Annotated in this window: 22 protein-coding genes; 12 read left to right on the top strand and 10 right to left on the bottom strand. The window is 70.3% G+C overall.

Annotation, left to right across the window (positions count from 1 at the left end; translation table 11 throughout):
* The first annotated feature begins 88 nt into the window (after positions 1-88).
* The 3 genes from ACF08M_RS19590 to ACF08M_RS19580 all read left to right on the top strand — a co-directional run bounded on the left by ACF08M_RS19590 (position 89) and on the right by ACF08M_RS19580 (position 4,710).
* Positions 89-784 carry a DUF402 domain-containing protein gene (locus tag ACF08M_RS19590; RefSeq protein WP_392186502.1) on the top strand — a complete coding sequence of 232 codons (696 nt, stop codon included), beginning with the start codon at positions 89-91 and terminating at the stop codon, positions 782-784.
* A gap of 371 nt (positions 785-1,155) precedes the next feature.
* Positions 1,156-3,096 (top strand): SpoIIE family protein phosphatase, encoded by a 1,941-nt coding sequence (locus ACF08M_RS19585; protein ID WP_392186501.1) that lies wholly within the window; start codon positions 1,156-1,158, stop codon positions 3,094-3,096.
* A 135-nt stretch (positions 3,097-3,231) separates the two neighbouring features.
* A complete protein-coding gene (locus ACF08M_RS19580; protein ID WP_392186500.1) occupies positions 3,232-4,710 on the top strand; it encodes a catalase in 1,479 nt (492 codons plus the stop codon).
* A gap of 82 nt (positions 4,711-4,792) precedes the next feature.
* On the opposite strand, the gene ACF08M_RS19575 is transcribed toward ACF08M_RS19580, so the two are convergent.
* Entirely contained in the window at positions 4,793-7,030 is a 2,238-nt protein-coding gene (locus ACF08M_RS19575) for a transglycosylase domain-containing protein (protein ID WP_392186499.1), read from the bottom strand.
* 289 nt (positions 7,031-7,319) lie between these two features.
* Between ACF08M_RS19575 and ACF08M_RS19570 the strand changes: the two genes are divergently transcribed.
* The 5 genes from ACF08M_RS19570 (at position 7,320) to ACF08M_RS19550 (ending at position 12,245) form a co-directional block, all read left to right on the top strand.
* Positions 7,320-8,231, top strand: coding sequence for an SPFH domain-containing protein (locus ACF08M_RS19570; protein WP_392186559.1), 912 nt, complete (start codon positions 7,320-7,322; stop codon positions 8,229-8,231).
* 64 nt (positions 8,232-8,295) lie between these two features.
* The gene (locus ACF08M_RS19565) at positions 8,296-8,484 is read left to right on the top strand and encodes a hypothetical protein (protein ID WP_392186558.1); all 189 of its coding nucleotides are present in this window, start codon (positions 8,296-8,298) and stop codon (positions 8,482-8,484) included.
* Positions 8,485-8,638: 154 nt separating this feature from the next.
* Positions 8,639-9,163: a PadR family transcriptional regulator gene (locus tag ACF08M_RS19560; protein WP_392186498.1), complete on the top strand. Its 525-nt coding sequence runs from the start codon at positions 8,639-8,641 to the stop codon at positions 9,161-9,163.
* Entirely contained in the window at positions 9,160-9,846 is a 687-nt protein-coding gene (locus tag ACF08M_RS19555) for an ABC transporter ATP-binding protein (RefSeq protein WP_392186497.1), read from the top strand. Before ACF08M_RS19560 ends, ACF08M_RS19555 begins: the two co-directional genes overlap by 4 nt.
* The gene (locus ACF08M_RS19550) at positions 9,843-12,245 is read left to right on the top strand and encodes an ABC transporter permease (RefSeq protein ID WP_392186496.1); all 2,403 of its coding nucleotides are present in this window, start codon (positions 9,843-9,845) and stop codon (positions 12,243-12,245) included. Before ACF08M_RS19555 ends, ACF08M_RS19550 begins: the two co-directional genes overlap by 4 nt.
* A gap of 88 nt (positions 12,246-12,333) precedes the next feature.
* Here the strand turns inward: ACF08M_RS19550 and ACF08M_RS19545 are convergent, their stop codons facing one another.
* Positions 12,334-13,293, bottom strand: a complete 960-nt coding sequence (locus ACF08M_RS19545; protein ID WP_392186495.1) for a hydrogen peroxide-inducible genes activator — start codon at positions 13,291-13,293, stop codon at positions 12,334-12,336.
* A 131-nt stretch (positions 13,294-13,424) separates the two neighbouring features.
* On the opposite strand from ACF08M_RS19545, the gene ACF08M_RS19540 reads away from it, so the two are divergent.
* Complete coding sequence (locus tag ACF08M_RS19540) at positions 13,425-13,979, top strand: peroxiredoxin (protein WP_392186494.1); 555 nt, start codon at positions 13,425-13,427, stop codon at positions 13,977-13,979.
* A 12-nt stretch (positions 13,980-13,991) separates the two neighbouring features.
* Entirely contained in the window at positions 13,992-14,525 is a 534-nt protein-coding gene (locus ACF08M_RS19535) for an alkyl hydroperoxide reductase (protein WP_392186493.1), read from the top strand.
* A 70-nt stretch (positions 14,526-14,595) separates the two neighbouring features.
* On the opposite strand, the gene ACF08M_RS19530 is transcribed toward ACF08M_RS19535, so the two are convergent.
* The 4 genes from ACF08M_RS19530 to ACF08M_RS19515 form a co-directional block, all read right to left on the bottom strand.
* Positions 14,596-16,041 carry an AI-2E family transporter gene (locus ACF08M_RS19530; protein WP_392186492.1) on the bottom strand — a complete coding sequence of 482 codons (1,446 nt, stop codon included), beginning with the start codon at positions 16,039-16,041 and terminating at the stop codon, positions 14,596-14,598.
* 137 nt (positions 16,042-16,178) lie between these two features.
* Positions 16,179-16,892, bottom strand: coding sequence for a lytic transglycosylase domain-containing protein (locus ACF08M_RS19525; protein ID WP_392186491.1), 714 nt, complete (start codon positions 16,890-16,892; stop codon positions 16,179-16,181).
* A 390-nt stretch (positions 16,893-17,282) separates the two neighbouring features.
* Positions 17,283-18,605, bottom strand: coding sequence for a PhoH family protein (locus ACF08M_RS19520; RefSeq protein ID WP_392186490.1), 1,323 nt, complete (start codon positions 18,603-18,605; stop codon positions 17,283-17,285).
* Positions 18,606-19,026: 421 nt separating this feature from the next.
* The gene (locus ACF08M_RS19515; protein ID WP_392186489.1) at positions 19,027-19,788 is read right to left on the bottom strand and encodes an isoprenyl transferase; all 762 of its coding nucleotides are present in this window, start codon (positions 19,786-19,788) and stop codon (positions 19,027-19,029) included.
* Positions 19,789-19,992: 204 nt separating this feature from the next.
* On the opposite strand from ACF08M_RS19515, the gene mgrA reads away from it, so the two are divergent.
* Positions 19,993-21,030 carry an L-glyceraldehyde 3-phosphate reductase gene (gene mgrA / locus ACF08M_RS19510; RefSeq protein WP_392186557.1) on the top strand — a complete coding sequence of 346 codons (1,038 nt, stop codon included), beginning with the start codon at positions 19,993-19,995 and terminating at the stop codon, positions 21,028-21,030.
* A gap of 268 nt (positions 21,031-21,298) precedes the next feature.
* Here mgrA and ACF08M_RS19505 read toward each other — a convergent pair whose 3' ends face one another.
* The 3 genes from ACF08M_RS19505 to ACF08M_RS19495 form a co-directional block, all read right to left on the bottom strand.
* Positions 21,299-21,757, bottom strand: coding sequence for a hypothetical protein (locus ACF08M_RS19505; protein WP_392186488.1), 459 nt, complete (start codon positions 21,755-21,757; stop codon positions 21,299-21,301).
* Between the two features lie 68 nt (positions 21,758-21,825).
* Positions 21,826-22,614, bottom strand: coding sequence for a class I SAM-dependent methyltransferase (locus tag ACF08M_RS19500; protein ID WP_392186487.1), 789 nt, complete (start codon positions 22,612-22,614; stop codon positions 21,826-21,828).
* A 135-nt stretch (positions 22,615-22,749) separates the two neighbouring features.
* Positions 22,750-23,550, bottom strand: coding sequence for a prepilin peptidase (locus ACF08M_RS19495; RefSeq protein ID WP_392186486.1), 801 nt, complete (start codon positions 23,548-23,550; stop codon positions 22,750-22,752).
* A gap of 105 nt (positions 23,551-23,655) precedes the next feature.
* Between ACF08M_RS19495 and ACF08M_RS19490 the strand changes: the two genes are divergently transcribed.
* Positions 23,656-24,045: a DUF192 domain-containing protein gene (locus tag ACF08M_RS19490; RefSeq protein WP_392186485.1), complete on the top strand. Its 390-nt coding sequence runs from the start codon at positions 23,656-23,658 to the stop codon at positions 24,043-24,045.
* Positions 24,046-24,093: 48 nt separating this feature from the next.
* Here ACF08M_RS19490 and ACF08M_RS19485 read toward each other — a convergent pair whose 3' ends face one another.
* The gene (locus tag ACF08M_RS19485) at positions 24,094-25,335 is read right to left on the bottom strand and encodes a hypothetical protein (protein ID WP_392186484.1); all 1,242 of its coding nucleotides are present in this window, start codon (positions 25,333-25,335) and stop codon (positions 24,094-24,096) included.
* Positions 25,336-25,647 lie beyond the last annotated feature (312 nt).

The following is a 25,647-nucleotide window of genomic DNA, read 5'->3' as shown; positions in this document are numbered from 1 at the left end:
CCCCTGCTCGAGCGCAGCCGAGAGCTTGGGGAAGTAGCTGTCGTCGTGCGCCCGCCAGGGGTTACGGGACAGCACTTAGGATCTGCCCATGGCAGGTACGGAGTACATCGAGCACTGGGCGCCGGGCGATCAGATCCTGTGGCGCTACCGCGGCAACGGCCCGCTGCCCGGGGAGGCGCCGGACCCCGCCCCGGCCCCGGTGCACATCTGCCGCCCCGTCACCGTCGTCCAGGACACCGACGCGTTGCTCGCCGTGTGGGTGGCGCCCGGCACCGAGTGCGTGAAGCCGGTGCTGGCGAACGGCACCGAGGTGCACGACGAGCCGCTCGCCACCCGCTACACCGCCCCGCGCACCACCGCCCGCTCGCCCTGGCTCGGAAACGGCGTGCTGAAGCTCGCCCGTCCTGGTGAACCCTGGTCGGTGTGGCTGTTCTGGGAGCAGGGCTGGAAGTTCCGCAGCTGGTACGTGAACCTGGAGGAACCGCGCACCCGCTGGGCGGGCGGCGTCGACTCCGAGGATCACTTTCTCGACATCTCCGTCCACCCGGACCGCAGCTGGGTCTGGCGCGACGAGGACGAGTTCGCCCAGGCGCAGCGGGTCGGTCTGATGACCCCGCGGACCGCTCGGCGGGTGCGGGAGGCGGGCCACGCGGCCGTCGAGGTGATCCGGGCATGGGGGACGCCGTTCCGGGACGGCTGGGAGGACTGGCGGCCCGATCCGCACTGGCGCGTTCCCATGCTCCCGGATGACTGGGACCGTACCCCCTCCCCCATGGCATCGTGAGACCCTTGTCCCACCCCAGGGGGGCAAACGTAGGATCGCCCTCCGGAGAGCCGCACCGCTCCAACCGGGGCGCGCGGCACCGGACCTGACCGCAAGTCATCGCACGAGCACCACGCACTGCATGAGCTGGATGAGCCACATCAGTCGTATGAATCGCATGAGCCACTACGAGGGGGTGGAGACGTGCTCGCTGTCGCCCGCCCCGTCACCGGAAACGTTGTCGGCGAACCACCCTGCGGGCATCCGGTTTCGGCCCCTCTTTCGGGGGCATCCGGTGACAGCCGTTGTTATCACCGCTCTTGCCGGGGCACAGTAGCGCCTCACGAGGTGATTGCCTCATACAACCGGCCCGGACGGACGGAACCCCACGCGTGACGGAGCATCCCACCTCCCACGAAGGCCGGCAGCCTCTCGCCGCCCGGTCGCAGGAACGCACCCGGCCGCGGCAGCAGGACGCCGCGCCGGCTGCTTCCCCTGCCACCGCCGCGATCCCCGGCCCCGCCACGGCGCCGGGCGCCGCGGCCAGTCCGGCGGCTCCCGCCGCTTCCGCGGTGAGCCCCGGCCCCCCAGGACTCGACCCCCAGGCCGCCGCCCGTCGCGAGGGCGACCGGCTGCGTTTCGTGGGGGCCGCCACCCGGCGGATCGCCCGCGGCATAGACCTGGACGAGATCGTGCTGGGCCTGTGCCGGGCCAGCGTGCCGACGTTCTCCGACGCCATACTGGTCTATCTCCGCGACCCGCTCCCGGTCGGTGACGAGCGGCCGGTCTCCCCGTTCGTGCTGCGGCTGCGCCGGTCGGACCGGCTGCGGCTGAACGAGGAGGAGACCGAGACCTCGTCGGAGATCGAACGCCTGCGGCTGCCCGTCATCGACCCGCACGGCGATCTGCCGCCCGCGGCGGATCTGTGCGAGGTCCGCTCGGGCGGCGCGCTCGCCGAGGTGCTGCGCGGGGTGCGGCCGGTCTTCGGCGACTCCGCGGCGGCCCGCGCCGCGCTGCCCGAACTGCTCGGCTCCGGCCGGACCGTACCCACCGGACACCGGGCGATCCTCGCCCCGCTGCGCGGCCGGCGACGGGTGATCGGCGCCGCCGTATTCCTGCGCGGAACCGAGCGGCCGCCCTTCGAGGCCAATGACCTGCTGGTAGCCGCCCAGCTGGCGACGCACACCGCGCTGGGCATCGACAAGGCCGTGCTGTACGGACGCGAGGCGTACATCGCCGACGAGCTCCAGCGCACCATGCTGCCCGACTCGCTGCCGCAGCCGACCGGCGTCCGGCTCGCCTCCCGCTACCTCCCGGCCGCCGAGACGGCCCGGGTCGGCGGCGACTGGTACGACGCGATCCCGCTGCCCGGGAGCAGGGTCGCCCTCGTCGTCGGGGACGTCATGGGCCACTCCATGACCTCGGCGGCGATCATGGGCCAGCTGCGCACCACCGCGCAGACCCTCGCCGGGCTGGACCTGCCGCCGCAGGAGGTGCTGCACCACCTCGACGAGCAGGCGCAGCGGCTCGGCAGCGACCGCATGGCGACGTGCCTGTACGCGGTGTACGACCCGGTCGCGCACCGCATCACGATCGCCAACGCCGGGCATCCGCCGCCCGTCCTGCTCCACCTGGGCGGCCGCGCGGAGGTGCTGCGGGTACCGTCCGGCGCCCCGATCGGCGTCGGCGGGGTGGACTTCGAGGCCGTCGAACTGGACGCGCCCGCGGGCGCCACGCTGCTGCTGTACACCGACGGTCTGGTGGAATCCCGGCTGCGGGACGTCTGGACCGGGATCGAGCAGCTGCGCGAACGGCTCGCCACCACCGCCGGGCTGACCGGCCCGGACCACTCGCCGCCGCTGGAGGCGTTGTGCGACGACGTCCTGGACATGCTCGGTCCCGGCGACCGGGACGACGACATCGCGCTGCTCGCCGCCCGGTTCGACGGGATCGCGCCGAGCGATGTCGCGTACTGGCACCTGGAACCGGAGGAGACCGCTCCGGGGCGGGCCCGCAGACTGGCCCGCCGGGCGCTGAGCCGTTGGGGGCTCGACGATCTCTCCGACTCGATGGAGCTGCTGGTCAGCGAGGTGGTGACCAATGCCGTGCGCTACGCGGAGCGGCCGGTGACGCTGCGGCTGCTGCGGACCGACACCCTGCGCTGCGAGGTCGGTGACGACGCCCCGCAGCTGCCCCGGCAGCGCCGGGCCCGGGACATGGACGAGGGCGGCCGCGGCCTGTTCCTGGTGAACCGGCTGGCCCGGCGGTGGGGCGCGACACGTCTTTCGACGGGCAAGGTGGTCTGGTTCGAGATGCCGACCCGGGGCCAGTAGAGAGGGCCCGGACCGGGCACGGGGAAGAGCCCTGCACAGACGGTAGCCAAATGTTGCCGACCTCCTGTCGGCGGAGTTGACTTCAGTCGTGAACGAGACGACCTGACCGAAACCCCCACCGACGGGAGGACGCTCGTGCCCGAGGAACTGCATACCCCCAAGACTCTGAACACCCCCTACACCACGAACAACGCCGGAATCCCGGTGGAGAGCGACGAACACTCGCTCACCGTCGGATCCGACGGGCCGATCCTGCTCCAGGACCACTACCTCATCGAGAAGATGGCCCAGTTCAACCGTGAACGGGTCCCCGAACGAGTGGTCCACGCCAAGGGCTCCGGTGCCTACGGATTCTTCAAGGTGACCAACGACGTCAGCCAGTTCACCAAGGCCGACCTCTTCCAGCCGGGCAAGCAGACCGCCATGCTCGCCCGCTTCTCCACGGTCGCAGGCGAACAGGGCTCCCCCGACACCTGGCGCGACCCCCGTGGGTTCGCCCTGAAGTTCTACACCGAGCTCGGCAACTACGACATGGTCGGCAACAACACGCCGATCTTCTTCGTGCGCGACCCGATGAAATTCCAGGACTTCATCCGCTCGCAGAAGCGCCGCCCGGACAGCGCGGTGCGCGACCACGACATGCAGTGGGACTTCTGGACGCTCTCCCCGGAGTCCGCCCACATGGTGACGTGGCTGATGGGTGACCGGGGCATCCCGAGGACGTACCGCCACATGAACGGCTACAGCTCGCACACCTACATGTGGGTGAATGCCGGCGGCGAGAAGTTCTGGGTGAAGTACCGCTTCAAGACCGACCAGGGCATCGACTTCTACCCGCAGGCCGAGGCGGACGAGATCGCGGGCGTCGACGGGGACGTCCACCGCCGCGACCTGTTCGAGTCGATCAAGCGCGGTGACCACCCGAGCTGGACGCTGTACGTGCAGATCATGCCGTTCGAGGACGCGCCGGACTACCGGTTCAACCCGTTCGACCTCACGAAGGTGTGGCCGCACGGCGACTACCCGGAGATCGAAGTCGGCCGGATGACGCTCGACGAGAACCCCGAGGACTTCTTCGTCCACATCGAGCAGGCGTCCTTCGAGCCGTCGAACCTGGTGCCCGGCATCGGTCCGTCGCCGGACAAGATGCTGCTCGGCCGGCTCTTCTCGTACCCGGACACCCACCGGTACCGGATCGGGCCGAACTACGCGCAGCTGCCCCCGAACCGTCCGAGGTTCGGGCGGAACTCGTACGCGAAGGACGGCCCCATGCGGTACGAGCCGACGCGTACGGGAGCGGTCTACGCACCGAACTCGTACGGTGGTCCCACTGCGGACACCCAGCGGTTCGGCGACCCGGCGGGCTGGGCCACGGCGGGCGAAATGGTGCACGAGGCGTACAAGCTGCACCGCGAGGACGACGACTGGGGCCAGGCGGGCACCTTGGTGCGCAAGGTCCTCGACGAGGCAGCCCGCGAGCGGCTGGTGTCGAACATTTCCGGCCATCTGCTGGACGGTGTGAGCGCCCCGGTCCTGGAACGCGCGCTGCAGTACTGGCGCAATGTCGACAAGGATCTCGGCGACCGGATCGCGAAGAAGGTCGACGGCGGCTGACACCGTCGTACGCGGCGGACATGGGTGAGGGGCGGTGCCGGCCGGCACCGCCCCTCACCCATGTCCTCATGTCCTCATGCCCTCACTGTCCGGGCGGGTTTTTCGCGACGTTGTTGCCGTTGCCCGGCCCTCCGGAGTCCGCTCCCCCGTCCGGCAGCCCCGGGCTCTGGCTCGCCGGCGGCTCCGGGGACTGGCTCGCCGGCGGTTCCGGCGACTGGCTGGCCGGCGGGCTGGGCTTGTCGCTCGGGCTCTGCGCCGGCCGGCTCGGCTCCTGGGACGGGGGCGGCGTGGGGCTCTCCGGTGCCGAGGGGGTGTTCGGCGGGCTGGACGGCAGGGTGACCTGGCCGCGCTCGACGTCCGGGAGGTCGAACCGGGCCCCGGAACCGCCGTTCAGCGCATCGAGGGTGTAGTCCGCCCAGATCTCCGCCGGGAAGCCGCCACCGTTGGCCCGGCCGGAGTTGGCGGTACCGGTCAGGGTGACCTGGCCGCCGCCGTCCTTGGGGGATTCGCCGAAGAGCGCCACGACGGTGGTGAGGTCCGGGGTGTACGCGGCGAACCAGGCCGACTTGTTGTTCTCCGACGTACCCGTCTTGCCCGCCGCCTGGTACGAGGCGTTGGCCGCCTTGCTGCCGGAGCCGCTCTCCACGACGCCCTGGAGGACGGAGGTGATGGTGTCGGCGGACTTGCGGCTGATCACCTGGTCGCCGACGCCCTTGACCGGCTCGACCGTCCGGTCGCGGTGCTTGGCGGACTTCACGATGAAGGGGGTGATCTTCTTGCCGTGGTTGTCGAGCGTGGCGTAGGCCCCCGCCATGTCCCAGGTCGAGGCGTTCATCGTGCCGAGCGTGATGGCGGGACGCTCGGGGAAGTTCTTGTCGGGGAGGCCGAGATCCAGCGCGGTCTTCTTCACCGCGGACGGGCCGACATCGACCACCATCTGCGCGAAGACCGAGTTGATCGAGTTGTTCATCGCTTTCTGCACGGTGACATCGCCGTAGCTGACGCCGTCCTCGTTCTGCGGGGCGAACGGGGTGTCGCTGCCCACGACGGGGCGCTTGCTGGTGCCGTCGTAACGGGTGTTGACGCCGATCAGGTCGCCGCCCTGGGTCTTCGACTCGTTCTCCAGGGCGGAGGCGAGCACCAGCGGCTTGAAGGTGGAGGCGGGCTGGTAGTCCTGGCGCGTGGCGTTGGATATGTAGTGCTTGACATAGTCCACCCCGCCGTAGAGCGCGACGACGGCACCGGTCTTCGGATCGACGGAGGTGGCACCCGCCTGGACGGTCGCGTCGACCTTGTTGCCCTTGCGGTCCAGCTTGGACTCCAGCTGCCGGTCGACCGCCTTCTCCAGCTCCTTCTGCCGCTTCCGGTCGATGTTGAGGGTGAAGGTCCAGCCGCCGGTCCGCCGCACCTCCGCGGTGATGCCCTGCTTGTCCAGCTCCTTGTTGGCCGCCTCGACGAGGTAGCCGGTCTGGCCCTCCATGCCCTTGGCGGGCTTGGGCTTGTCCGGGACCGGGAACTCCAGCTTGTCGCGCTCGGACTTGCCGAGCCAGTGCATCTCGACCATGTTGTCGAGCGTGTAGCCCCAGCGGTCCTTGACGAGCTTCCTGCCGGTCTCCGTGGCGGACGACCAGTCGTACTGGCTGGGGGCCTGGAGCAGCGCGGCCAGGTAGGCGCCCTGGGAGACGTTGAGGTCCTTGGCGTCGACCCCGTAGTAGGCCTGCGCCGCGGCCTGGATCCCGCTCGCACCGCGTCCGTAGTAGGCGGTGTTGATGTACCCGGCGAGGATCTCGCTCTTGCTCTTCTGCTGGTCGACCTTGAGAGAGATCACCAGTTCCTTGAGCTTCCGGCTGATCGTCGGGTCCTGCGTCAGGTAGTAGTTCTTCACGTACTGCTGGGTGATGGTCGAGCCACCCTGCTTGCCCTTGCCGGTGAGCGTGTTGAGGAGGCCGCGCGCGGTGCCCTTCAAGTCGACGCCCTGGTCCTGGTAGAACGTCTTGTTCTCGGCGGCGACGAAGGTGTGCTGCACCTCCTTGGGCACCTCGGAGAGGTCCACGATCTGGCGGTTGACCCCGTCACCGGTGCGGGTCAGCACGGTGCCGTCGCTGTACTGGTAGACGTTGCTCTGCCGCTCGGCCAAGGCGTTGGCCTTGGGAATGTCCACGTACATGTACAGCGCCACGAAGGCGCCCATGATCAGCAGGCAGAACCCGAGGAACGTGCCCAGCATCTTCCGCCAGGTGAAGAGTCTGCGTATGCCGCCGCTCTTCGCGGCCCGACGCGACTCGCGCCCCTGGGCTCGTCGCGCATCCGCTCGACCCATCTCTGTGTTGCTCCTCTTTCTCTGCTCGACCACAGCTCAGCCCAGCCAGCTAACACCGTCGGCGAGGACAAAAAGCAAGCGATGTGGTCTTTTCCGGACGTGACAATCAGCACCCGTTCTCTAGGGAACCGACTCATGAGAGGCGCCCAGGGTTGCGAATCCAGGTAATGTGTAATCACATTGCTAGCACTGAGTGTTTCTCTGCCAGTCTTTCGAAACGGGGGATCCCATGCCCGACCAAGGCAATCCGCACACCGTGTCCACCCTGACCGCCGACCTCGCGCCCGAGATGCCTGAGATGCCCGAACCGCAGGTGAGAGAGGTGACGGCGCACAGCATCCCCGGCGGTCTCGGCCTGCTGCTGACTGTGGTCGGGGTGATCGCCGGCATCGGCCTGGCCATCGTCGGCGGCGTCGTCGGCTCGAACGGGAACAACGGCGTGGGCATACCGGTGTGCATCTTCGGGGTCCTGCTCGTCATCGCCTCGTTCTTCTGCATGACGGGTGTGAAGATGGTCGCACCGGGCGAGGCGCGGGTGATCCAGCTCTTCGGCCGGTACGTCGGCACGATCCGCACCGACGGGCTGCGCTGGATCAATCCGCTCACCAGCAGCCGGAAGATCTCCACCCGGGTCCGCAACCACGAGACCGCGGTCCTGAAGGTCAACGACGCCTACGGCAACCCGATCGAGCTCGCCTCGATCGTCGTCTGGAAGGTCGAGGACACCGCGCAGGCACTCTTCGAGGTCGACGACTTCCTGGAGTTCGTCGCCACCCAGACCGAGGCGGCTGTCCGGCACATCGCGATCGAGTACCCCTACGACGCCCATGAGGAGGGCGCCCTCTCGCTGCGCGGCAACGCGGAGGAGATCACCGAGAAGCTGGCCGTGGAGCTCACCGCCCGGGTGCAGGCCGCCGGCGTACGGATCATCGAATCGCGCTTCAGTCATCTCGCGTACGCTCCCGAGATCGCCTCCGCGATGCTTCAGCGCCAGCAGGCCGGCGCGGTGGTCGCGGCCCGGCAGCAGATCGTCGAGGGCGCGGTCGGCATGGTCGAGATGGCGCTGACCCGGATCGCCGAGCAGGACATCGTCGAGCTCGACTCGGAGCGGAAGGCCGCCATGGTCAGCAATCTGATGGTGGTGCTCTGCGGTGACCGCGCGGCGCAGCCGGTCCTCAACACGGGCACTCTTTACCAGTGACGGAAGACCAGTGACGGAAGAGACCCCCGGGCACAAGCCGCCGCAGCCGCAGCAGCGCAAGCAGATGCTGCTGCGGCTGGACCCCGCGGTGCACGACGCACTCTCCCGCTGGGCCGCCGACGAGCTGCGCAGCGCGAACGCCCAGATCGAGTTCCTGCTGCGCAGGGCGCTGGCCGAGGCCGGCCGCCTGCCCGGCACGGCCCGCCCGATTCCCCGCCGAGGGCGGCCCCCGAAGTCCCCGCCCCCCGAGTGACTCCGGGGCCCCCGGGGTTCGGGGCTCGGGGGTTCGGGGCTCGGGATTCGGGGTTCGAGGGGCCGGGGTCCGGGAGGGGAGGCCGGGGCCCAGAGGCCCGAGGGCGGGAGACTCGTATACACCCGAGGTATACATGCCGTGTATAGTGCTGCGCATGTCTATCGGCCACACCCTGCTCGGGCTCCTGGAGTCCGGCCCCCGCCACGGCTACGACCTCAAGCGCGCCTTCGACGAGAAGTTCGGCCACGACCGCCCCCTGCACTACGGGCAGGTCTACTCGACCATGTCCCGGCTCCTCAAGAGCGGCCTCGTCGAGGTCGACGGCGTCGAGAGCGGGGGCGGCCCCGAGCGCAAGCGGTACGCCATCACCGAGGCGGGCATCACCGACGTCGGCACCTGGCTCGCGCAGCCGGAGAAGCCCGAGCCGTACCTCCAGTCGACGCTCTACACCAAGGTCGTCCTGGCCCTGCTCACCGGCCGCAGCGCCGAGACCCTGCTGGACGCCCAGCGCGGGGAGCATCTGCGCCTCATGCGCATCCTCACCGACCGCAAGCGCAAGGGCGACCTCGCCGACCAGCTGATCTGCGACCACGCGCTCTTCCATCTCGAAGCCGATCTGCGCTGGCTCGAACTGACCGCCGCCCGGCTCGACCGGCTCGCCGCGGAGGTGGGCGCATGACCCCCACCGGCTCCCTGCTCAGCGCCGACAGCCTGTACAAGTCGTACGGAACGACGCCCGCGCTCGACGGCGCGTCGTTCTCCATCCACCCCGGCGAGGTCGTCGCCGTGATGGGCCCGTCGGGCTCCGGCAAGTCCACCCTGCTGCACTGCCTCGCCGGAATCGTCACCCCTGACAAGGGCACGATCACCTACGCGGGCCGCGAGCTCTCCGCACTGTCCGACGCCGAACGCAGCACCCTGCGCCGCACCGAGTTCGGCTTCGTCTTCCAGTTCGGCCAGCTCGTCCCGGAGCTGACCTGCGTGGAGAACGTCGCCCTGCCGCTCCGGCTGAGCGGCACCAAGCGCAAGGTCGCCGAATCCACCGCTCGCCACTGGCTGGAGCGCCTGGAGGTCGACACCGTCGGCGGCAAGCGCCCCGGCGAGGTCTCCGGCGGCCAGGGCCAGCGCGTCGCGGTGGCCCGTGCGCTGGCCGCCTCCCCCAGGGTGATATTCGCCGACGAACCGACCGGCGCCCTGGACTCCTTCAACGGCGAGCGGGTCATGCAACTGCTCACCGAGGCGGCCCGGTCCACCAATGTCGCCGTGGTCCTGGTGACCCACGAGGCCCGGGTCGCCGCGTACTCCGACCGCGACGTCACCGTGCGCGACGGCCGGGCCCAGGATCTGGAGCACGCCGGATGACCCTGCTCGACCACAAGGACGCACCGGCCGCGACACCGCCCCGGCCCACCGCGCCCACCGGCTTCGCCGCCTGGCTCCGCGACCTCGGTCTCGGTATCCGGTTCGCCGCGGGCGGCGGGCGCGAGGGCTGGATCCGCACCCTGCTGACCGCCGTCGGCGTCGGCCTCGGTGTGGCGCTGCTGCTGGTCGCCGCCTCCGTGCCTCAGCTGCTCGACCACCGTTCCGCGCGCGACCAGGCCCGCTCCGAGACCACGAACTCCGAATCGCCCGACACCCAGGCCGAGAAGACCGACACCTCGGTGCTCCGGATCAACGCGGAGACCGAGTACCGCGGCCGGACCGTCCGGGGCTACCTGATGCGTGCGGACGGTACCCGTCCGGTCGTCCCGCCGGGTGTGGCACGCTTCCCCGGCGCGGACGAGATGGTGGTCTCCCCCGCCCTGAAGGAGCTGCTCGGCTCCTCGGAGGGAAGCCTCCTCAGGGAGCGGCTGCCGTACCGGATCACCGGCACGATCGCCGACCCCGGCCTGATCTCTCCGGGAGAGCTGTTCTACTACGCGGGCAGCGACACACTGACTCCCGCCAACGGCGGCCATCGGATCGCCGGTTACGGCGACCCGGGCCCGCCCCATCCCCTGTCGCCGATCCTCGTCGTGCTGACCATCATGATCTGCGTCGTCCTGCTGATGCCGGTCGCGATCTTCATCGCGACGGCCGTGCGGTTCGGCGGCGAGCGGCGCGACCGCAGGCTCGCCGCGCTGCGTCTGGTGGGTGCGGACAGCCGGATGACCCGCCGGATCGCGGCCGGCGAGGCGTTCTTCGGGGCGGTGCTCGGGCTGCTGGCCGGCCTGGTCTTCTTCCTGGTGGGGCGTCACTTCATGGGCTCCGTCGAGGTGTGGGACGTCAGCGCCTTCCCCGCGGACCTGGTTCCCGACCCCTGGCTGGCGGCGCTGGTCGTGGTCGCGGTTCCGGTGGCGGCGGTGCTGGTCACGCTGATTGCCCTGCGTTCGGTGGTCATCGAACCGCTCGGAGTCGTGCGAAGCGGCCGCGACCACAAGCGCCGGCTCTGGTGGCGCCTGCTGGTTCCGGTCGCGGGCCTGGCGATACTCGTGCTGTCCGGCAAGACGGGCACCGAGGTGAACCCGTATCCGATCGCGGGCGGCGCCGTGCTGGTGCTCGTCGGGCTCGCGCTGCTGCTGCCGTGGCTGGTCGAGGCGTGCGTGAACCGGTTGCGCGGCGGCCCGGTGCCCTGGCAGCTCGCCACCCGCAGGCTCCAGCTGAGCAGCAGCGCGGCCTCCCGCGCGGTCAGCGGCATCACGGTCGCGGTCGCGGGTGCGGTGGCGCTGCAGATGCTGTTCGCCGCGGTGGGCAACGAGTTCAGCCGGATGACGGGGCAGGACCCCACGCGGGCCCAGTTCTTCACGTTCTCCGCGACCGTCACCGGCGACGCGGCCACGCGGACCATCAAGAAGTTCCGGGCCACCGAGGGGGTGACCGGGGTCATCGGGATGGTCGAGACGTACGTCGTCAAACCCGGAAAGTACAAGGACGACGAGGTCCAGCCCACCACCTCGCTGACCGTCGGCGACTGCGCGACCCTGCGCGAGATCGCCCGGATCAGCTCCTGCGAGGAGGGCGATGTCTTCGTCGTCCGCCCCCAGGACAAGGACATGGCCACGTGGATGGACGAGACGGCCCGCAAGGGCAAGCCGGTCGAACTCAACTCCATGGCGGGGTCGGAGCCCGGCGAGAAGTCGAAGCTGTGGACCCTGCCCACCGACGCCCGGACCGTTCAGACCCGCCGTGATCCGATGGGCCAGGATCACTGGGGCATCATGGCCACGGTCGGCGCGATCGACCCGACCACCCTGCCGCACGCCCAGACCAACGCGCAGATCCGGGTGGACCGGAGCGTCGAGAACGTCTCCGAGTACGTACGGAACACGGCGGCCGAGCTCGACCCGGGGATGCGCGTCGTCGCCCTGGAGTCGGTGGTCCGCGACCGGCAGTACGCCAGTGTGCAGAGGGGGCTCCAGGTCGGCGGGACCGTGACGCTGCTGCTGATCGCCGCCGCGATGCTGGTCTCGCAGCTGGAGCAGTTGCGGGAGCGCAAGCGGCTGCTGTCCGTCCTGGTCGCCTTCGGCACCCGGCGGACCACGCTCGGCTGGTCGGTGCTCTGGCAGACCGCCGTTCCCGTCCTCATCGGGCTGGTGGTCGCGATCGTCGGCGGTATCGGCCTGGGGGCCGTGATGGTCCGCATGATCAGCAAGAAGGTGACCGACTGGTGGCTGTTCCTGCCGATGGCGGGGGCGGGCGCGGCGCTGATCCTGCTGGTCACCGTCCTGTCGCTGCCACCGCTGTGGCGCATGATGCGTCCGGACGGACTGCGGACGGAGTGACGTCGCGGTAGCCGCGAGGGTGCGGTCCCCGAAACGGAGGACCGCACCCCTTCTCCCCTTTTCTCCCCTTCTCCCCTCTTCCCGCCCCTTACCTGCCCGCCGTCACCCGGACCGGCAGTGCCCTCATCGCCCCCCGCAGCGCCGCCGCGAACTCCTCGAACTCCTCCTGCCGCGCCGCCCCCGTCCGCATCGCCAGCGCCACCCGCCGCGACGGTGCGGGATCCCCGAAGTACCCGGTGGCCAGCGCATCGTTCCGGCCGGTCTCGACCGTCACCGCGGTACGCGGCAGCAGCGTCACCCCGAGCCCGCCGGCCACCAGCTGCACCAGCGTCGAGAGCCCGGCCGCGGTCGTGGTGACCGGCGCGCCCTCCGTACGCCCCGCTTCCCGGCATATGTCGAGCGCCTGGTCGCGCAGGCAGTGGCCCTCATCGAGCAGCAGCAACGGCAGCTCGCGCAGGGCCTCGCGCGGGATGTCGGTGCGCCCGCCCAGCCAGTGGTCCCGCTCCATCACCAGCACGAAGTCCTCGTCGAAGAGCGGAAGCTCGGTCACGCCCGGCACACCGAGCGGCACGGCGAGCAGGAGCAGGTCCAGCCTCCCCCCGGCCAGCCCCTCCAGCAGCGAGGAGGTCTGCTCCTCGTGCACCTGGAGGTCCAGCTCCGGGTAACGTTCGTGGACCAGCCGCAGCACGGTCGGCAGCAGGTACGGTGCGACGGTCGGGATCACACCGAGCCTGAGCACTCCGGTGAACGGCGCCCGGACCGCCTCGGCCTCCTCCATCAACTCACCGACGGCCTCCAGCACCGCCCGGGCCCGCACCGCGAGCCGCTCCCCGGCCGGCGAGAGCAGCACCTTGCGGGTCGTACGCTCGATGAGCTGGACGCCCAGTGCCTCCTCCAGCGCCGACACGGCCCCGGAGAGTGCCGGCTGACTCATCCCGATAGCTGCCGCCGCGTCCCGGAAATGCAGGTACTCGGCGACGGCCACGAAGGCGCGCAGCTGCGACAGGCTGGGCTGTTTGGTCCGATTCCCCTGATTGCTCCGCACCACTGATAGGCACCTCCGATCATCACGACCGATTGTAGCTATTTCCGCGATCAATGCACTCTGTGCCAAGGTGGAGATCGTCCAACCCTCAGGAACTCCCTCATAAGGGAATTCCTACGCAACAAGGAGAGCGCGTGCTCACTGTCGGTGACAAGTTCCCCGAGTTCGACCTGACTGCTTGTGTTTCGCTGGAGAGCGGCAAGGAGTTCGAGCAGATCAACCACAAGACCTACGAGGGCAAGTGGAAGATCGTCTTCGCGTGGCCGAAGGACTTCACCTTCGTGTGCCCCACCGAGATCGCCGCCTTCGGCAAGCTGAACGACGAGTTCGCCGACCGTGACGCCCAGGTCCTCGGCTTCTCCGGTGACTCCGAGTTCGTGCACCACGCCTGGCGCAAGGACCACCCGGACCTGACCGACCTGCCCTTCCCGATGATGGCCGACTCGAAGCACGAGCTCATGCGTGAGCTCGGCATCGAGGGCGAGGACGGCTTCGCCCAGCGCGCCGTCTTCATCGTCGACCAGAACAACGAGATCCAGTTCACGATGGTGACCGCCGGTTCCGTGGGCCGTAACCCCAAGGAGGTCCTGCGGGTCCTCGACGCCCTGCAGACCGACGAGCTGTGCCCGTGCAACTGGACCAAGGGCGAGAACACCCTCGACCCGGTCGCACTCCTCGCGGGCGAGTGAGCTGACGGCGACATGGCACTCGACGAACTGAAGGCCGCCGTCCCGGACTTCGCCAAGGACCTGAAGCTGAACCTCGGTTCGGTCATCGGAAACAGCGAGCTTCCGCAGCAGCAGCTGTGGGGCACCGTCCTCGCCTGCGCGATCGCCTCGCGCTCGCCGAAGGTGCTGCGCGAGCTGGAGCCGGAGGCGAAGGCCAACCTCTCCACGGAGGCGTACACCGCCGCGAAGTCGGCCGCCGCCATCATGGCGATGAACAATGTCTTCTACCGGACCCGGCACCTGCTGTCGGACCCCGAGTACGGGACGCTCCGCGCGGGCCTGCGGATGAACGTCATCGGCAAGCCCGGTGTGGAGAAGATCGACTTCGAACTGTGGTCGCTCGCGGTCTCCGCGATCAACGGCTGCGGCCAGTGCCTGGACTCCCACGAGCAGGTGCTGCGCAAGGCCGGCGTGGACCGTGAGACCATTCAGGAAGCCGTCAAGATCGCCTCGGTGATCCAGGCGGTCGGCGTGACCCTCGAAGCCGAGGCCGTGCTCGCCGAGTAGGACCAGCAGTACCCCTTGTACGAGAAGGGCCCCGAGGACGACCGACCGTCCCCGGGGCCCTTCTTCTGGTTCAGGTGGCCTTCTTGCCGCCGCCGCCCTCGTCGTCGCCGTGGTCGGTGTCCTCGGGCGGCGAGCCCGGCGCCGGCGTCGGAGCGACATCGAGCGCGGACGCCCCGTGCGGCGGCGGTGCGTGCCGCAGCGCCTCCCCCTGCCCGTACGAACGCAGATAGCCGGCCACCGTGTTGGTGACCGCGACGAGCGGCACCGCGACGACCGCTCCGCCGATGCCCGCGATCACGCCGCCCGTGGCGACCGAGAGGACGACCGCGAGCGGATGCACCCGTACCGCGCGTCCCAGGATGAACGGCTGCAGCACATGGCCCTCGATCTGCTGCACGGCGAGCACCACGGCCAGCACCATCAGCGCGGTGAACACGCCCTCGGTGACCAGCGCGACGACCACCGCGAGCGCACCGGAAACCACTGCGCCGATCAGCGGGATGAAGGCGAAGAGGAAGATGAAGACGGCGAGCGGCACCGCCATCGGCACGTTGAGGAACCAGATCCCGAGCCCGATGAAGATCGCGTCGATCAGCGCCACCAGGACCGTGCCCCGCACGTAGGCGGTCAGGGTCCGCCAGGCCCGCGGACCGGCACCCGCGACACCCGGCCGGGCCTGCGCGGGCACCAGCTTCAGCGTCCAGTGCCAGATGCGCTTCCCGTCGTACAGCAGGAAGAGCGTCGAGAACATCGCCAGCAGCATCCCGGTGACGAACTCCGCCATCACGGTGACGCCCTGGAGCCCGGCGGAGGTGATCTGTTCGGCATGGGTGCCGATGGTGTCGCTGAGGTTCTTCGCGACGTCGTTGATCTGCTGCTCGGTGACATGGAAGGAGCCGTCGAGCAGCCAGTTCTTCAGGTCGTCGATACCCGTCCGCACCTTGTCGGAGAGGGTGTCGATGTTGTCCATGACCTGCCAGACCACGAACCATCCGACCAGCCCGATGATGACGAAGCCCAAGATCGCGGTGACCGCGGTGGCCAGCCCGCGCGGCAGCCCGTACCGCCTGAGCCGGGCGACGGTCGGGTGCAGCATCGCGGTGACGAGCAGCGCGGCGACGAAGGCCAGCACGACCAGCTCGACGGCGCTGATGACCCCCATCATCACCCAGAGCGTGCCCGCCAGGACGAGCAGCCGCCAGCCCGCCTCGGCCGCGACCCGCATGCCCCAGGGGATCGCGGCAACCGGATCGGGCCGGGCAGCCACGGAGGGGGCGTACGCGGGCGGCGGCGGCACATGGTCGGCGGCCGCGGTGTCGCGACGGGCCGCATCGTCCGGTACGGCTCCGGCGGCGTCGGATCCCGCGGGTGCGGCTGGGACCGGCACCGGCGGCTCGACCGGCCGGATGGGCTCGCCCCCGCCCCGCTCGGCCTCGGCCCTGCGTCGTTCCAGCCGCTCGCCCAGTTCGGTGAGTTCGGCGCCCAGACGGCCGAGCCACCCCGGAAGTTTCGACATGATCGTTCCTCTTCCCCCGCCTTCGCTCCCCACCACTCCCCCGCCGAGCCGTCCGGACCCGACCGTACACGCGCGAAGCCCCTCACCGTAGGACGGCGAGGGGCTTCGCGTGGTTGAGACCGGAACCTCGGTAGGTTCTAGTACCAGTGGTTGGCCTGCCAGAAGGACCAGGCACCGCACGGGCTGCCGTACTTGGCGCCGTTCATGTAGCTGAGTCCCCACTTGATCTGGGTGGCCGGGTTGGTCTGCCAGTCGGCGCCGGCACTCGCCATCTTCGAGCCGGGCAGCGCCTGGACGAGGCCGTAGGCACCGGAAGACGGGTTGCTCGCCCGGTAGTTCCAGGTCGACTCGACGTTCACGATGTTGCTGAAGCACTGGAACTGGTCGGCGGGCACGATCTGCCGTGCGATCGCCTTGACCTCGGCCACGGTGTACGAACTCTGCTGGGCGAACGAGGCCGTGCTGCGGATTTCGGAGCGGCTGGCGCGATCGGCCGCGTCCTTGTCCTTCTTGTCCTGGCGCTCCTTCTCCAGCTTGGCCTCGGCCGCCTGCTTCTTCGACTTGGCGTCCTTGGCGGCCTGGATGCGGGCCGCTTCCTCCACGGACTTCTTCGCCATGGCGTCGGCCGCGGACGCCTGGGCGTCCGCCTGCTGCGTCAGTGAGGCGGTCTGCACCTGGGCCTGCTGGCCCGCGGGGATGTCTGCGAGCAGCGTGGTGTCGGCTGCGGTCGCCTCGAAGTTGTTGTCGTCGACAGCGGGAGTGCTGCCCGAGGCAACGCCAACGACGGCGCCAACGGTGGTTACGGCAGTGGCGGATGCCACGGCGAACCCCCGGACCGAGATCCGGCTCACACGGTGTCCTTCCAGCATCGCCCGCTTAGGTGACCTCGCGGACGCAATCGTGCCCCTGGCGCTGGCCTCCCTACTGCTTGGGTCACGGGAGGCACGGACCCGGTGGGCAACTCCCCGGAGGGAGCGCCGCGTGGTGCTCGCGGGCGGCATACGGACGGCGATTGTTGAGTTGTGTGGTGCGTGGCACCTCTGGAGGTGCGGGTGTGCCGTATGCGGGGCCTGACGGAAGCAAGACTTTGCCGGACCAGGACACCGGGAAGCAATTCTCCGTTGCGTGTGAAAGCTCACACCTCGTTTGGAGCAAGTGATTTTCAGAAATACCGCCGCAACACGATGCCGCCCGGCTAAGCTGCTGCGCTCGCCGGGCGGCACCAACTGGCGTATCCCGTATCAGATCTGGCCGTCCTCCAGCATTTCGGTCACCAGTGCGGCGATCCGCGAGCGCTCGGAGCGGGTGAGCGTGACATGCGCGAAGAGCGGATGTCCCTTCAGCTTCTCGACCACGGCGACGACTCCGTCGTACCGGCCGACCCTGAGGTTGTCCCGCTGGGCCACGTCATGCGTGAGCACCACCCGGGAATTCGCCCCGATCCGGGACAACACGGTCAGCAGGACGTTCCGTTCGAGGGACTGCGCCTCGTCGACGATCACGAAGGCGTCGTGGAGCGAGCGGCCCCGGATGTGGGTGAGCGGCAGGATCTCCAGCATCCCGCGTCCCAGCACCTCCTCGATCACCTCGCGTCCGGCGACCGCCGAGAGCGTGTCGAAGACGGCCTGCGCCCAGGGACTCATCTTCTCGGCCTCGGTGCCGGGGAGATAGCCCAGTTCCTGGCCGCCGACCGCGTACAGCGGACGGAAGACCATCACCTTCTGGTGCTGCCTGCGCTCCAGGACCGCTTCGAGACCGGCGCAGAGCGCCAGCGCCGACTTGCCGGTCCCGGCCCTGCCGCCCAGCGACACGATGCCGACGTCCTGGTCGAGGAGGAGATCGAGCGCGATGCGCTGTTCGGCGCTGCGGCCGTGGATACCGAAGACCTCCCGGTCACCGCGCACCAGGCGCACACTGCCCTCGGCGGTGACCCGGCCGAGGGCCTTGCCGCGCTCGGACCGGAGGACCAGTCCGGTGTGCACGGGCAGTTCGGCGGCCTCGGGTACGTACAGCGTTTCCTCTCCGTAGAGCAGATCGACCTGCTCGGCGGCGAGGGGCAGTTCCGACATCCCCGTCCAGCCCGAGTCGGTGATGGCGAGTTCGGCACGGTACTCCTCGGCGAGGAGGCCGACCGAGGACGCCTTGATGCGCAGCGGCAGGTCCTTGGAGACGACCGTGACGTCGTACCCCTCGGCCTGGAGGTTGCGCGCGACCGCGAGGATCCGTGAGTCGTTGTCCCCCAACCGGTAGCCGGCGGGCAGTACGCCGGGATCGGAATGGTTGAGTTCGACGCGCAGGGTCCCGCCCAGATCCCCGAGCGGGATCGGGGCGTCCAGCCGGCCGTACCGGGTACGGAAGTCGTCCAGCAGGCGCAGGGCCTGCCGGGCGAAGTACCCCAGCTCCGGGTGGTGCCGTTTGGCCTCCAGTTCCGTGACCACGACGATCGGGAGCACGACTTCGTGCTCGTCGAACCGGGCCATGGCGTTCGGATCGGCCAGCAGGACGCTGGTGTCGAGAACGTAGGTGCGCCTGTCGAGCAAGCGGCGCTTTGTGCTGGTCACCACGGAAGGACGTACCCCCTCGGACGAGGTTGGGGTGCGACGGTGTCGCGGAGCATCCCAATGGGAGAGGACGGACCGGGCTGCGGCCCCGATGCACGGGCCGAGCGCCGGCCCTCCGCGTCGGCCGCACTGTATGTACGGTCCTTCGTGTGCAAAGGGCCTCCCGGGCGAGCGGACTCGATGCCGCTCACTTGGACACGACGTCCGCCTGGTTGGTGACCGGACGTCGACCTGTCAGGGGTATTCCCTCGAACACGCGAAGCCATGCCGCCCCGGGGCGGGCGGGTGTGTGCGGAGTCGGTGCGTCCGGCCACGTCAGCGCGGCGCCACCGCCGTGACGGGCGCCGTCCTCGGACCTCGAACGCCGGACGGGGGGCCGGGGTCCGCCGGCCCCCGGACAGGGCCGGCCCCCGGGGAGAGGGTGTCAGCCGCCGTAGCGGCGGTGCCGGGCCGCGTAGTCGCGCAGGGCACGGAGGAAGTCGACGCGGCGGAAGGCCGGCCAGAAGACCTCGCAGAAGTAGTACTCGGAGTGCGCGCTCTGCCAGAGCATGAAGCCGGACAGCCGCTGCTCGCCGCTGGTGCGGATGACCAGGTCCGGGTCGGGCTGGCCCCGGGTGTAGAGGTGCTCGGAGATCAGGTCGGTGGAGACGATCTCGGCCAGTTCCTCGAAGGACGTCCCCTTCTCGGAGTGGTCCAGCAGGAGCGAGCGGACCGCGTCCGCGATCTCCTGGCGGCCGCCGTAGCCGACGGCGACATTGACCAGTATCCCGTCGACACCGACCGTGGCCTGCTCGGCCTCCTTGAGGACGGTCTGGGTGTGGGCGGGCAGCAGATCGAGCGTGCCGACGTGGTGGACCCGCCAGCGTCCGTCCGCTGCGAGGTCGCGCACGGTGTTCTCGATGATGCCGAGGAGCGGCGTCAGCTCGGACTCGGGCCGGTCGAAGTTGTCCGTGGAGAGCAGCCAGAGGGTGACGACCTCCACATCGGTCTCACTGCACCAGCCGAGCAGCTCCTGGATCTTGACCGCACCGGCCTGGTGCCCCTGCGCGGCCGTGCCACCGGACGCCTTCGCCCAGCGCCGGTTGCCGTCGAGGATGACACCGATGTGCTTGGGCACCTGGGTGTGGTCGAGGCGGGCCTCCACCCGGCGCGCGTAGAGCCCGTACACCAGGTCGCGCAAGTTCACTGAGTTCACCTCTCGGTTCTGTGCGGGCCCGCCCGCCCCAAATTCCCGGGGACCGGGGCCGTCCTCCTGGGGATCGCCGCACTGTTCCGCAGAGTCCATCGCCCCGCCGTGCCGTGGCAGTACCCGAGGCCGCCACATTACTGCGCGGGCGGCACACCGGCCCAACCCGGCCTGTCACAAGTCCGTGATAAGGAGAGAAACGTGATTGATTCTCCTTTCTTCTACCAGGCCGCCGGTTCGCGCTACGACTCCATGGAGTACCGCCGCACCGGCCGCAGCGGCCTCAAGCTCCCGGCCGTTTCCCTCGGCCTCTGGCACAACTTCGGCGACGACCGCACGCTGGACTCCCAGCGGGCGATCCTGCGCCGCGCCTTCGATCTCGGGGTGACCCACTTCGATCTGGCCAACAACTACGGGCCGCCGCCCGGCTCCGCCGAGCTCAACTTCGGCAAGATATTCCGGCAGGACTTCGCCCCGTACCGGGACGAGCTGATCATCTCCACCAAGGCCGGCTACGACATGCACCCGGGCCCCTACGGTGAGTGGGGCTCCCGCAAATACCTGCTGTCGTCGCTCGACGCCTCGCTGAAGCGGATGGGGCTCGACTACGTCGACATCTTCTACTCCCACCGCTTCGACCCGGACACCCCGCTGGAGGAGACGATGGGGGCGCTCGCCTCCGCCGTGCGGCAGGGCAAGGCGCTGTACGTGGGGGTTTCCTCGTACAACGCGGAGCAGACCGCCGAGGCGGCCCGGCTGCTCAAGGAGATGGGCGTACCCGCCCTGATCCACCAGCCGTCCTACTCGATGATCAACCGCTGGATCGAGGACGACGGGCTGCTCGACACCCTGGAGACGGCCGGCATGGGCTGCATCTCCTTCGTGCCGCTCGCCCAGGGCCTGCTCACGAACAAGTACCTGACCGGCATCCCGGAGGGCTCGCGCGCCACCCAGGGCAAGTCCCTCGACCCGGGCCTGCTCTCCGACGAGGTGCTCCGCCGGCTGAACGGGCTGAACGACATCGCCCGGCGGCGCGGCCAGTCGCTCGCCCAGCTGGCACTGAACTGGGTGCTTCGGGACAGCCGTATGACGTCGGCGCTGATCGGCGCATCGAGTGTGAAGCAGCTGGAGGAGAACGTCGCGGCGCTCGCCGGACCGCCACTGTCCGCCGGGGAACTGAAGGAGATCGACACCTTCGCCGTGGACACCGCGGGAACCAACATCTGGGCCGGACGGAGCTGACGGAAGGGGTCTGCGCGAGGCCGGTGCGCGTGTGGCGTCCGGCCTCACCCGGGCCGGGACGGCCCGGCCACAAAAAACGGGCCGGTCCGTGGGGGGGGATACGGACCGGCCCGAGGGGGGGTTTCCACCATAACCCTTCGTAAGTGATGCTGCGTGCCACGCCACTCCACAATTACTCTCCGAATTCACCGGACTGCGGTGCGAGCACGGCGCGCGGTCGGCGGTTCAGTGGCCGATATGGGGCAGGGCCCGGCCCGAACGAGTGGCCTCAGGTGGCCGCCGGTGCGCCCCGGTGGCAGCGGGTGAAGCGGATGGTCACGGTGTCGCCGCCGACGACCACGAAGCGTCCCCCCTCGCACCGGATGACGGCCTCGTGGACCTCGCCCCGCTCGTCCCTGCGTTCCTCGGTGCGGGTGACGGTCCAGCCGCCGTCGGGGGGCGGCGGCAGGTTCGACACGGTGAGGAACTCCCACTGTCCCGACGGTACGCACCACTTCGGCAGCCGGGGCCAGGCGCCGGGGCCGACTCGCAGGGTTCCGTCGGAGGCGCAGGTCAGGATCACCGACTGGTCGTCCGCCAGCAGGAATTCGACCGCCTCCGGCTCGCCCATCCGCCCTTCCGGCCGGTAGAAGACGCCGAGCACTCCGACGATGCGTGCGCCTCTGAGCCAGTCGGCCCTGCCCTGCCGCGGGACACGCGGCGCCTCGTCTTCGTTCCCCACCCTCATGACTGGTCCCCTCCCCATGCGCTCACCGCCCAGGGTCGCATCATTCGGACGAAAGCAGGGAGCCTGTCCTAATCCGGTTTGCGGGCCTCGACCAGGAATCGGGTGGTGTGGGCGACGAATGGCCCCTCGGTCTCGATCCGGTGGTGCAGTGCGGCCAGTCGTGGCCGGTACTCCTCGACGGTGAAGCCCGGCACCATCCAGATCACCTTCCGCAGGAAGTAGACGACGGCTCCGATGTCGAAGAATTCGGTGCGCAGCCTCTCCATCCGCAGATCGACCACGTCGAGCCCGGCCGCCTCGGCGGCGGCGCGCGCCCGTTCCGGGTCGCGGGCGCCGCGCACCTCGGGCGGCTGCGGGCCAAGAAAATACTCGACGAGCTCGAAGACGCTGGCCGGGCCGACCTGCTGCGAGAAGTACGTGCCGCCGGGGGTGAGCACCCTCGCGATCTCCGCCCACCAGGTGGTCACCGGATGCCGGCTGACCACCAGGTCGAAGGCGTTGTCGCCGAACGGCAGCGGCGGCTCGTCCGCGTCGGCGACCACGGCCGCGCCGAGCGGGTGCAGGAGGGCGGTGGCGCGGGCGATGTTCGGCGGCCAGGACTCGGTGGCGACCGTGAGCGGCGGGAGTTCGGGTACGGAGGCGAGGATCTCGCCGCCGCCGGTCTGGATGTCGAGCGCGGCCCTCGCCCCTCGCATCCGGTCCGCCATGGCGCGGGCGTAGCCCCAGGAGGGGCGCTGTTCGGTGGCCCTGCCGTCGAGCCAGGAGAAGTCCCAGCCGTCGACGGAGACTGTGGCGGCCTCCTCGACGAGTGCGACGAACCGTGCGCGTTCTGCTGATTCCGCTGGTGTTCCAGGCATACGGGAAGGGTGTCAGCCGGGCGGTGTCCCGCGCGACCTCAATACGGGCACGGCGCGGGCGCCGCTCGTCCGCCGCCCGGTGGCCGGGCAGACGGTGGGCAGACGGCGGGCGGGCGGCGGGCAGACGGCGGACGGTCAGGCGGTCAGGCCGCCGAGCAGCAGGCCCAGCAGCGCACCCGTGATCATGAACGGTCCGAACGGGATGCCGGTCTTGCGGCCGGCCCTCTTCAGGACCATCAGCCCGAACCCGTACACCGCACCGAGCAGGAACCCGGCGAAGCCGCCGGCGAACACCACGGCCCAGCCGTACCAGCCGAGGGCGACGCCCAGCGACAGGGCGAGCTTGACGTCTCCGAAGCCCATTCCGTTCGGGTTGATGAGGAAGAGCAGGAAGTAGAAGGCACCGAGGACCGCTCCGCCGAGCAGGGCGGACCGCCAGGATCCGCCGTGCTCCGGGAGCAGCGCCGCGGCGCCCAGGAGCACGGTGACCGCTCCGGCGGCGGGCAGGGTCAGCCGGTCGGGCAGGCGGTGGACCCGGCGGTCGACGGTCGCGAGGAGCACGGCGACGGGGGCCAGCAGCAGCCACACCGCGAGCTCGGGCCGCAGACCGGTGCCCGCCGCGAGGACGGCACAGACGAGCGCGGTGACGACGGGGACGAGGACGCCGGGGGCGTACCGCACCGCGGTCCGCGGGCCGTTCTCCCCGGCGTCCGGGGCTCCCGGCTCGCCGCCCGCGGGGACCGGCACCGCCGCGCACGGGGCGCACCGGGTGGAGCCGAGCCAGCCGCGGGCGGCCCCGGTCAGGGCGTGGCCCGCGGGGCAGGTGTCCCGCCAGGCATCCTCCGGATCGACGGAGAACCGGTAGGCGGCGCGCGGGACGAGCAGTCCGGCCGCCGCGCCCCAGAGCGCGGCGGACACTGTCAGCATGGCGTACACGGAGCAGACCCTAGGCGGGTTCCGGGACACGGGTCCATGGGTCCTGGGGCCCACCGCGTACCGTTCCGGACCCAGCGACCGCCACCGGACGCTACCGTCTGGGCCATGGCTCAATGGCGCAATGGGAATGGGACGTTGACGGTCACCGATCCACAGGGAGGGCAGGAGCCGGAGATACCGCTGCGGATCGCGGCCACGTACCCGGCCAGGAGCCGGGGGCTGCTCGGACAGGACGGGATCGACGGTGCTCTGCTGATCACCCCGTGCGGGAGTGTGCACACCTTCCGGATGCGGTTCGCCATCGATGTGGCGTACCTGGACCGGAAGTTCCATGTGGTCGCCGTCCACACGATGAAGCCGGGCCGGCTCGGGATGCCGCGGCTGAGGGCCCGTCATGTGATCGAGTCGGAGGCCGGGGCGATGGAGAAGTGGGGGCTGCGGCCGGGAGCGAAGGTGCGGATCGTCCAGCAGGAGGGCGACGGGGAGCGGCGGTGAGCCCCCGGTTCATCGTCCCCGGTTCATCGCGCGACGGGCTGTTCGCTTCTACGGCGGGCCGGAACCGAGCAGCGTCCACGCCCCGTAGGCCGCCGAAGCCACCGCGAGCACGGCGACGACCGTCACCGTGCGGGCCGTGGTGCGCAGCCGCAGCAGCGCGACGGCGGGCGGGAGGAGCAGGGGGAACGCGGGCATCATCAGCCGCGGCCGGGACCCGAAGTACCCGGAGCCGATCAGTGAGATGACGACGACGGCGACGCAGTAGGCGAGCACGGGGAGCGGCTGACGCTGCCGTACGCACAGGACCACCACCCACCCCAGGCCCGCGAGCGCCGCGCACAGTCCGAGCGCGGCGGGCAGCGGCAGCCCGAGGATGAACGAGGCGAGCGCCACGCCTCCGTCGATGCTGTTGCCCCACTGTGCCTGGACGTCGAAGTACGCGAACGGGCTGCCCTGCCGTACGGCGACGAACACCACGTACGCGAGCCAGCCCAGCGGCGCGAGCGCGGTACCGATCAGCATCCGCGCGTTGCGGCGGACGATGCCGTCCGTCCGGCCGGCCCGGTACTCCCCGACGAGCGTGACCACGGCGGTGATCGCGAGGGCGGCGATGAGCGCCGCGGCGGAGGGCCTGGTCAGCCCGGCGAGGACACACAGGGTGCCCGCCGCGATCCAGCGCCGGGTCAGTACGGCGTACAGCGTCCAGGCCGCGAACGCGGTGAACAGGGTTTCGGTGTACGCCATCGACTGGACGAACGCCGTCGGGTACGCGCCCCACAGCGCGGCCAGCACCACCCCGGTCCGGCGCCCGTACAGACGCGCTCCGACGGCGAAGATCCCCCAGGCGGCGAGGAGCCCGGCGACCCAGGCGATCAGCAGTCCGGCGCCCGCGAGGGAGAGCGGGGTCACCTCGGCGATGCCGCGTTCCAGCGCCGGCAGCAGCGGGAAGAAGGCCAGGTCGGGGTGGACGCCACCGTTCGGGAGGATGGCGGTGTGGCCGTAGCCGTTCTCGGCGATCCGCTGATACCAGACGGAGTCCCAGCGCTCGGCGAGGAGGTGGAAGGCGCTCTTCCCGGCACCGGACGCGGCAGCGGCGAAGACGGCGAGACCGATCAGACGCACGGCCGCGTACGCCCCGAGGGCCGGTGCCGCCGCCGCGAGAGCCGCCGTGAGGCGACCACGGGCGGAGGGCTGCGACGGCGGCGGCTGCGGCTGCGTTCGGTGGCCGTGCTGCCGCACGAGCCGCGGTGCGGGGGCGGTGGCCTGGGCGGCCGGATCGTCGTCGGGCATGCTGCCGATTATCTCCGCGGTGGGTGGTCCCGCCCGCCAGGGGCGGCGGGGCTGCGGGCGGCGGGGCTTGATACGGCGGAGCTTCGTGCGGGGCTTGATGCGGGGTTTGATGGGGCGGGGCTACGGGCGGGGCTACGGGCGGAGCTTCGTGCGGGAGAGCGGCAGGGCGGGGGCGATCGACCAGAGGACCTCGGCCTCGTCCTCCCCCGGGACGTTCGCGGACGACCTGGACCGACTCCCGGACCGCCTCTCCCCGGTGCCCGGCCCCGTACCCGCACCCGCGCGTACGGGGCCGGGCACCGTACGTCGTTG

Source organism: Streptomyces sp. NPDC015032, from assembly GCF_043080425.1.
Classification (GTDB): domain Bacteria; phylum Actinomycetota; class Actinomycetes; order Streptomycetales; family Streptomycetaceae; genus Streptomyces.
The sequence above is the reverse complement of the archived record's forward strand: the minus strand, read 5'-3'. Positions and strand labels throughout refer to the sequence as shown.

Bases quoted from the DNA above. Each gene is read 5' to 3' on its own strand.
- ACF08M_RS19590 (WP_392186502.1), top strand. From the start codon at position 89: ATGGCAGGTACGGAGTACATCGAGCACTGGGCGCCGGGCGATCAGATC.
- ACF08M_RS19575 (WP_392186499.1), bottom strand. From the start codon at position 7,030: ATGGGTCGAGCGGATGCGCGACGAGCCCAGGGGCGCGAGTCGCGTCGG.
- ACF08M_RS19570 (WP_392186559.1), top strand. From the start codon at position 7,320: ATGCCTGAGATGCCCGAACCGCAGGTGAGAGAGGTGACGGCGCACAGC.
- ACF08M_RS19565 (WP_392186558.1), top strand. From the start codon at position 8,296: ATGCTGCTGCGGCTGGACCCCGCGGTGCACGACGCACTCTCCCGCTGG.
- ACF08M_RS19560 (WP_392186498.1), top strand. From the start codon at position 8,639: ATGTCTATCGGCCACACCCTGCTCGGGCTCCTGGAGTCCGGCCCCCGC.
- ACF08M_RS19555 (WP_392186497.1), top strand. From the start codon at position 9,160: ATGACCCCCACCGGCTCCCTGCTCAGCGCCGACAGCCTGTACAAGTCG.
- ACF08M_RS19550 (WP_392186496.1), top strand. From the start codon at position 9,843: ATGACCCTGCTCGACCACAAGGACGCACCGGCCGCGACACCGCCCCGG.
- ACF08M_RS19535 (WP_392186493.1), top strand. From the start codon at position 13,992: ATGGCACTCGACGAACTGAAGGCCGCCGTCCCGGACTTCGCCAAGGAC.
- ACF08M_RS19530 (WP_392186492.1), bottom strand. From the start codon at position 16,041: ATGTCGAAACTTCCGGGGTGGCTCGGCCGTCTGGGCGCCGAACTCACC.
- ACF08M_RS19505 (WP_392186488.1), bottom strand. From the start codon at position 21,757: ATGAGGGTGGGGAACGAAGACGAGGCGCCGCGTGTCCCGCGGCAGGGC.
- ACF08M_RS19500 (WP_392186487.1), bottom strand. From the start codon at position 22,614: ATGCCTGGAACACCAGCGGAATCAGCAGAACGCGCACGGTTCGTCGCA.
- ACF08M_RS19490 (WP_392186485.1), top strand. From the start codon at position 23,656: ATGGCTCAATGGCGCAATGGGAATGGGACGTTGACGGTCACCGATCCA.
- ACF08M_RS19485 (WP_392186484.1), bottom strand. From the start codon at position 25,335: ATGCCCGACGACGATCCGGCCGCCCAGGCCACCGCCCCCGCACCGCGG.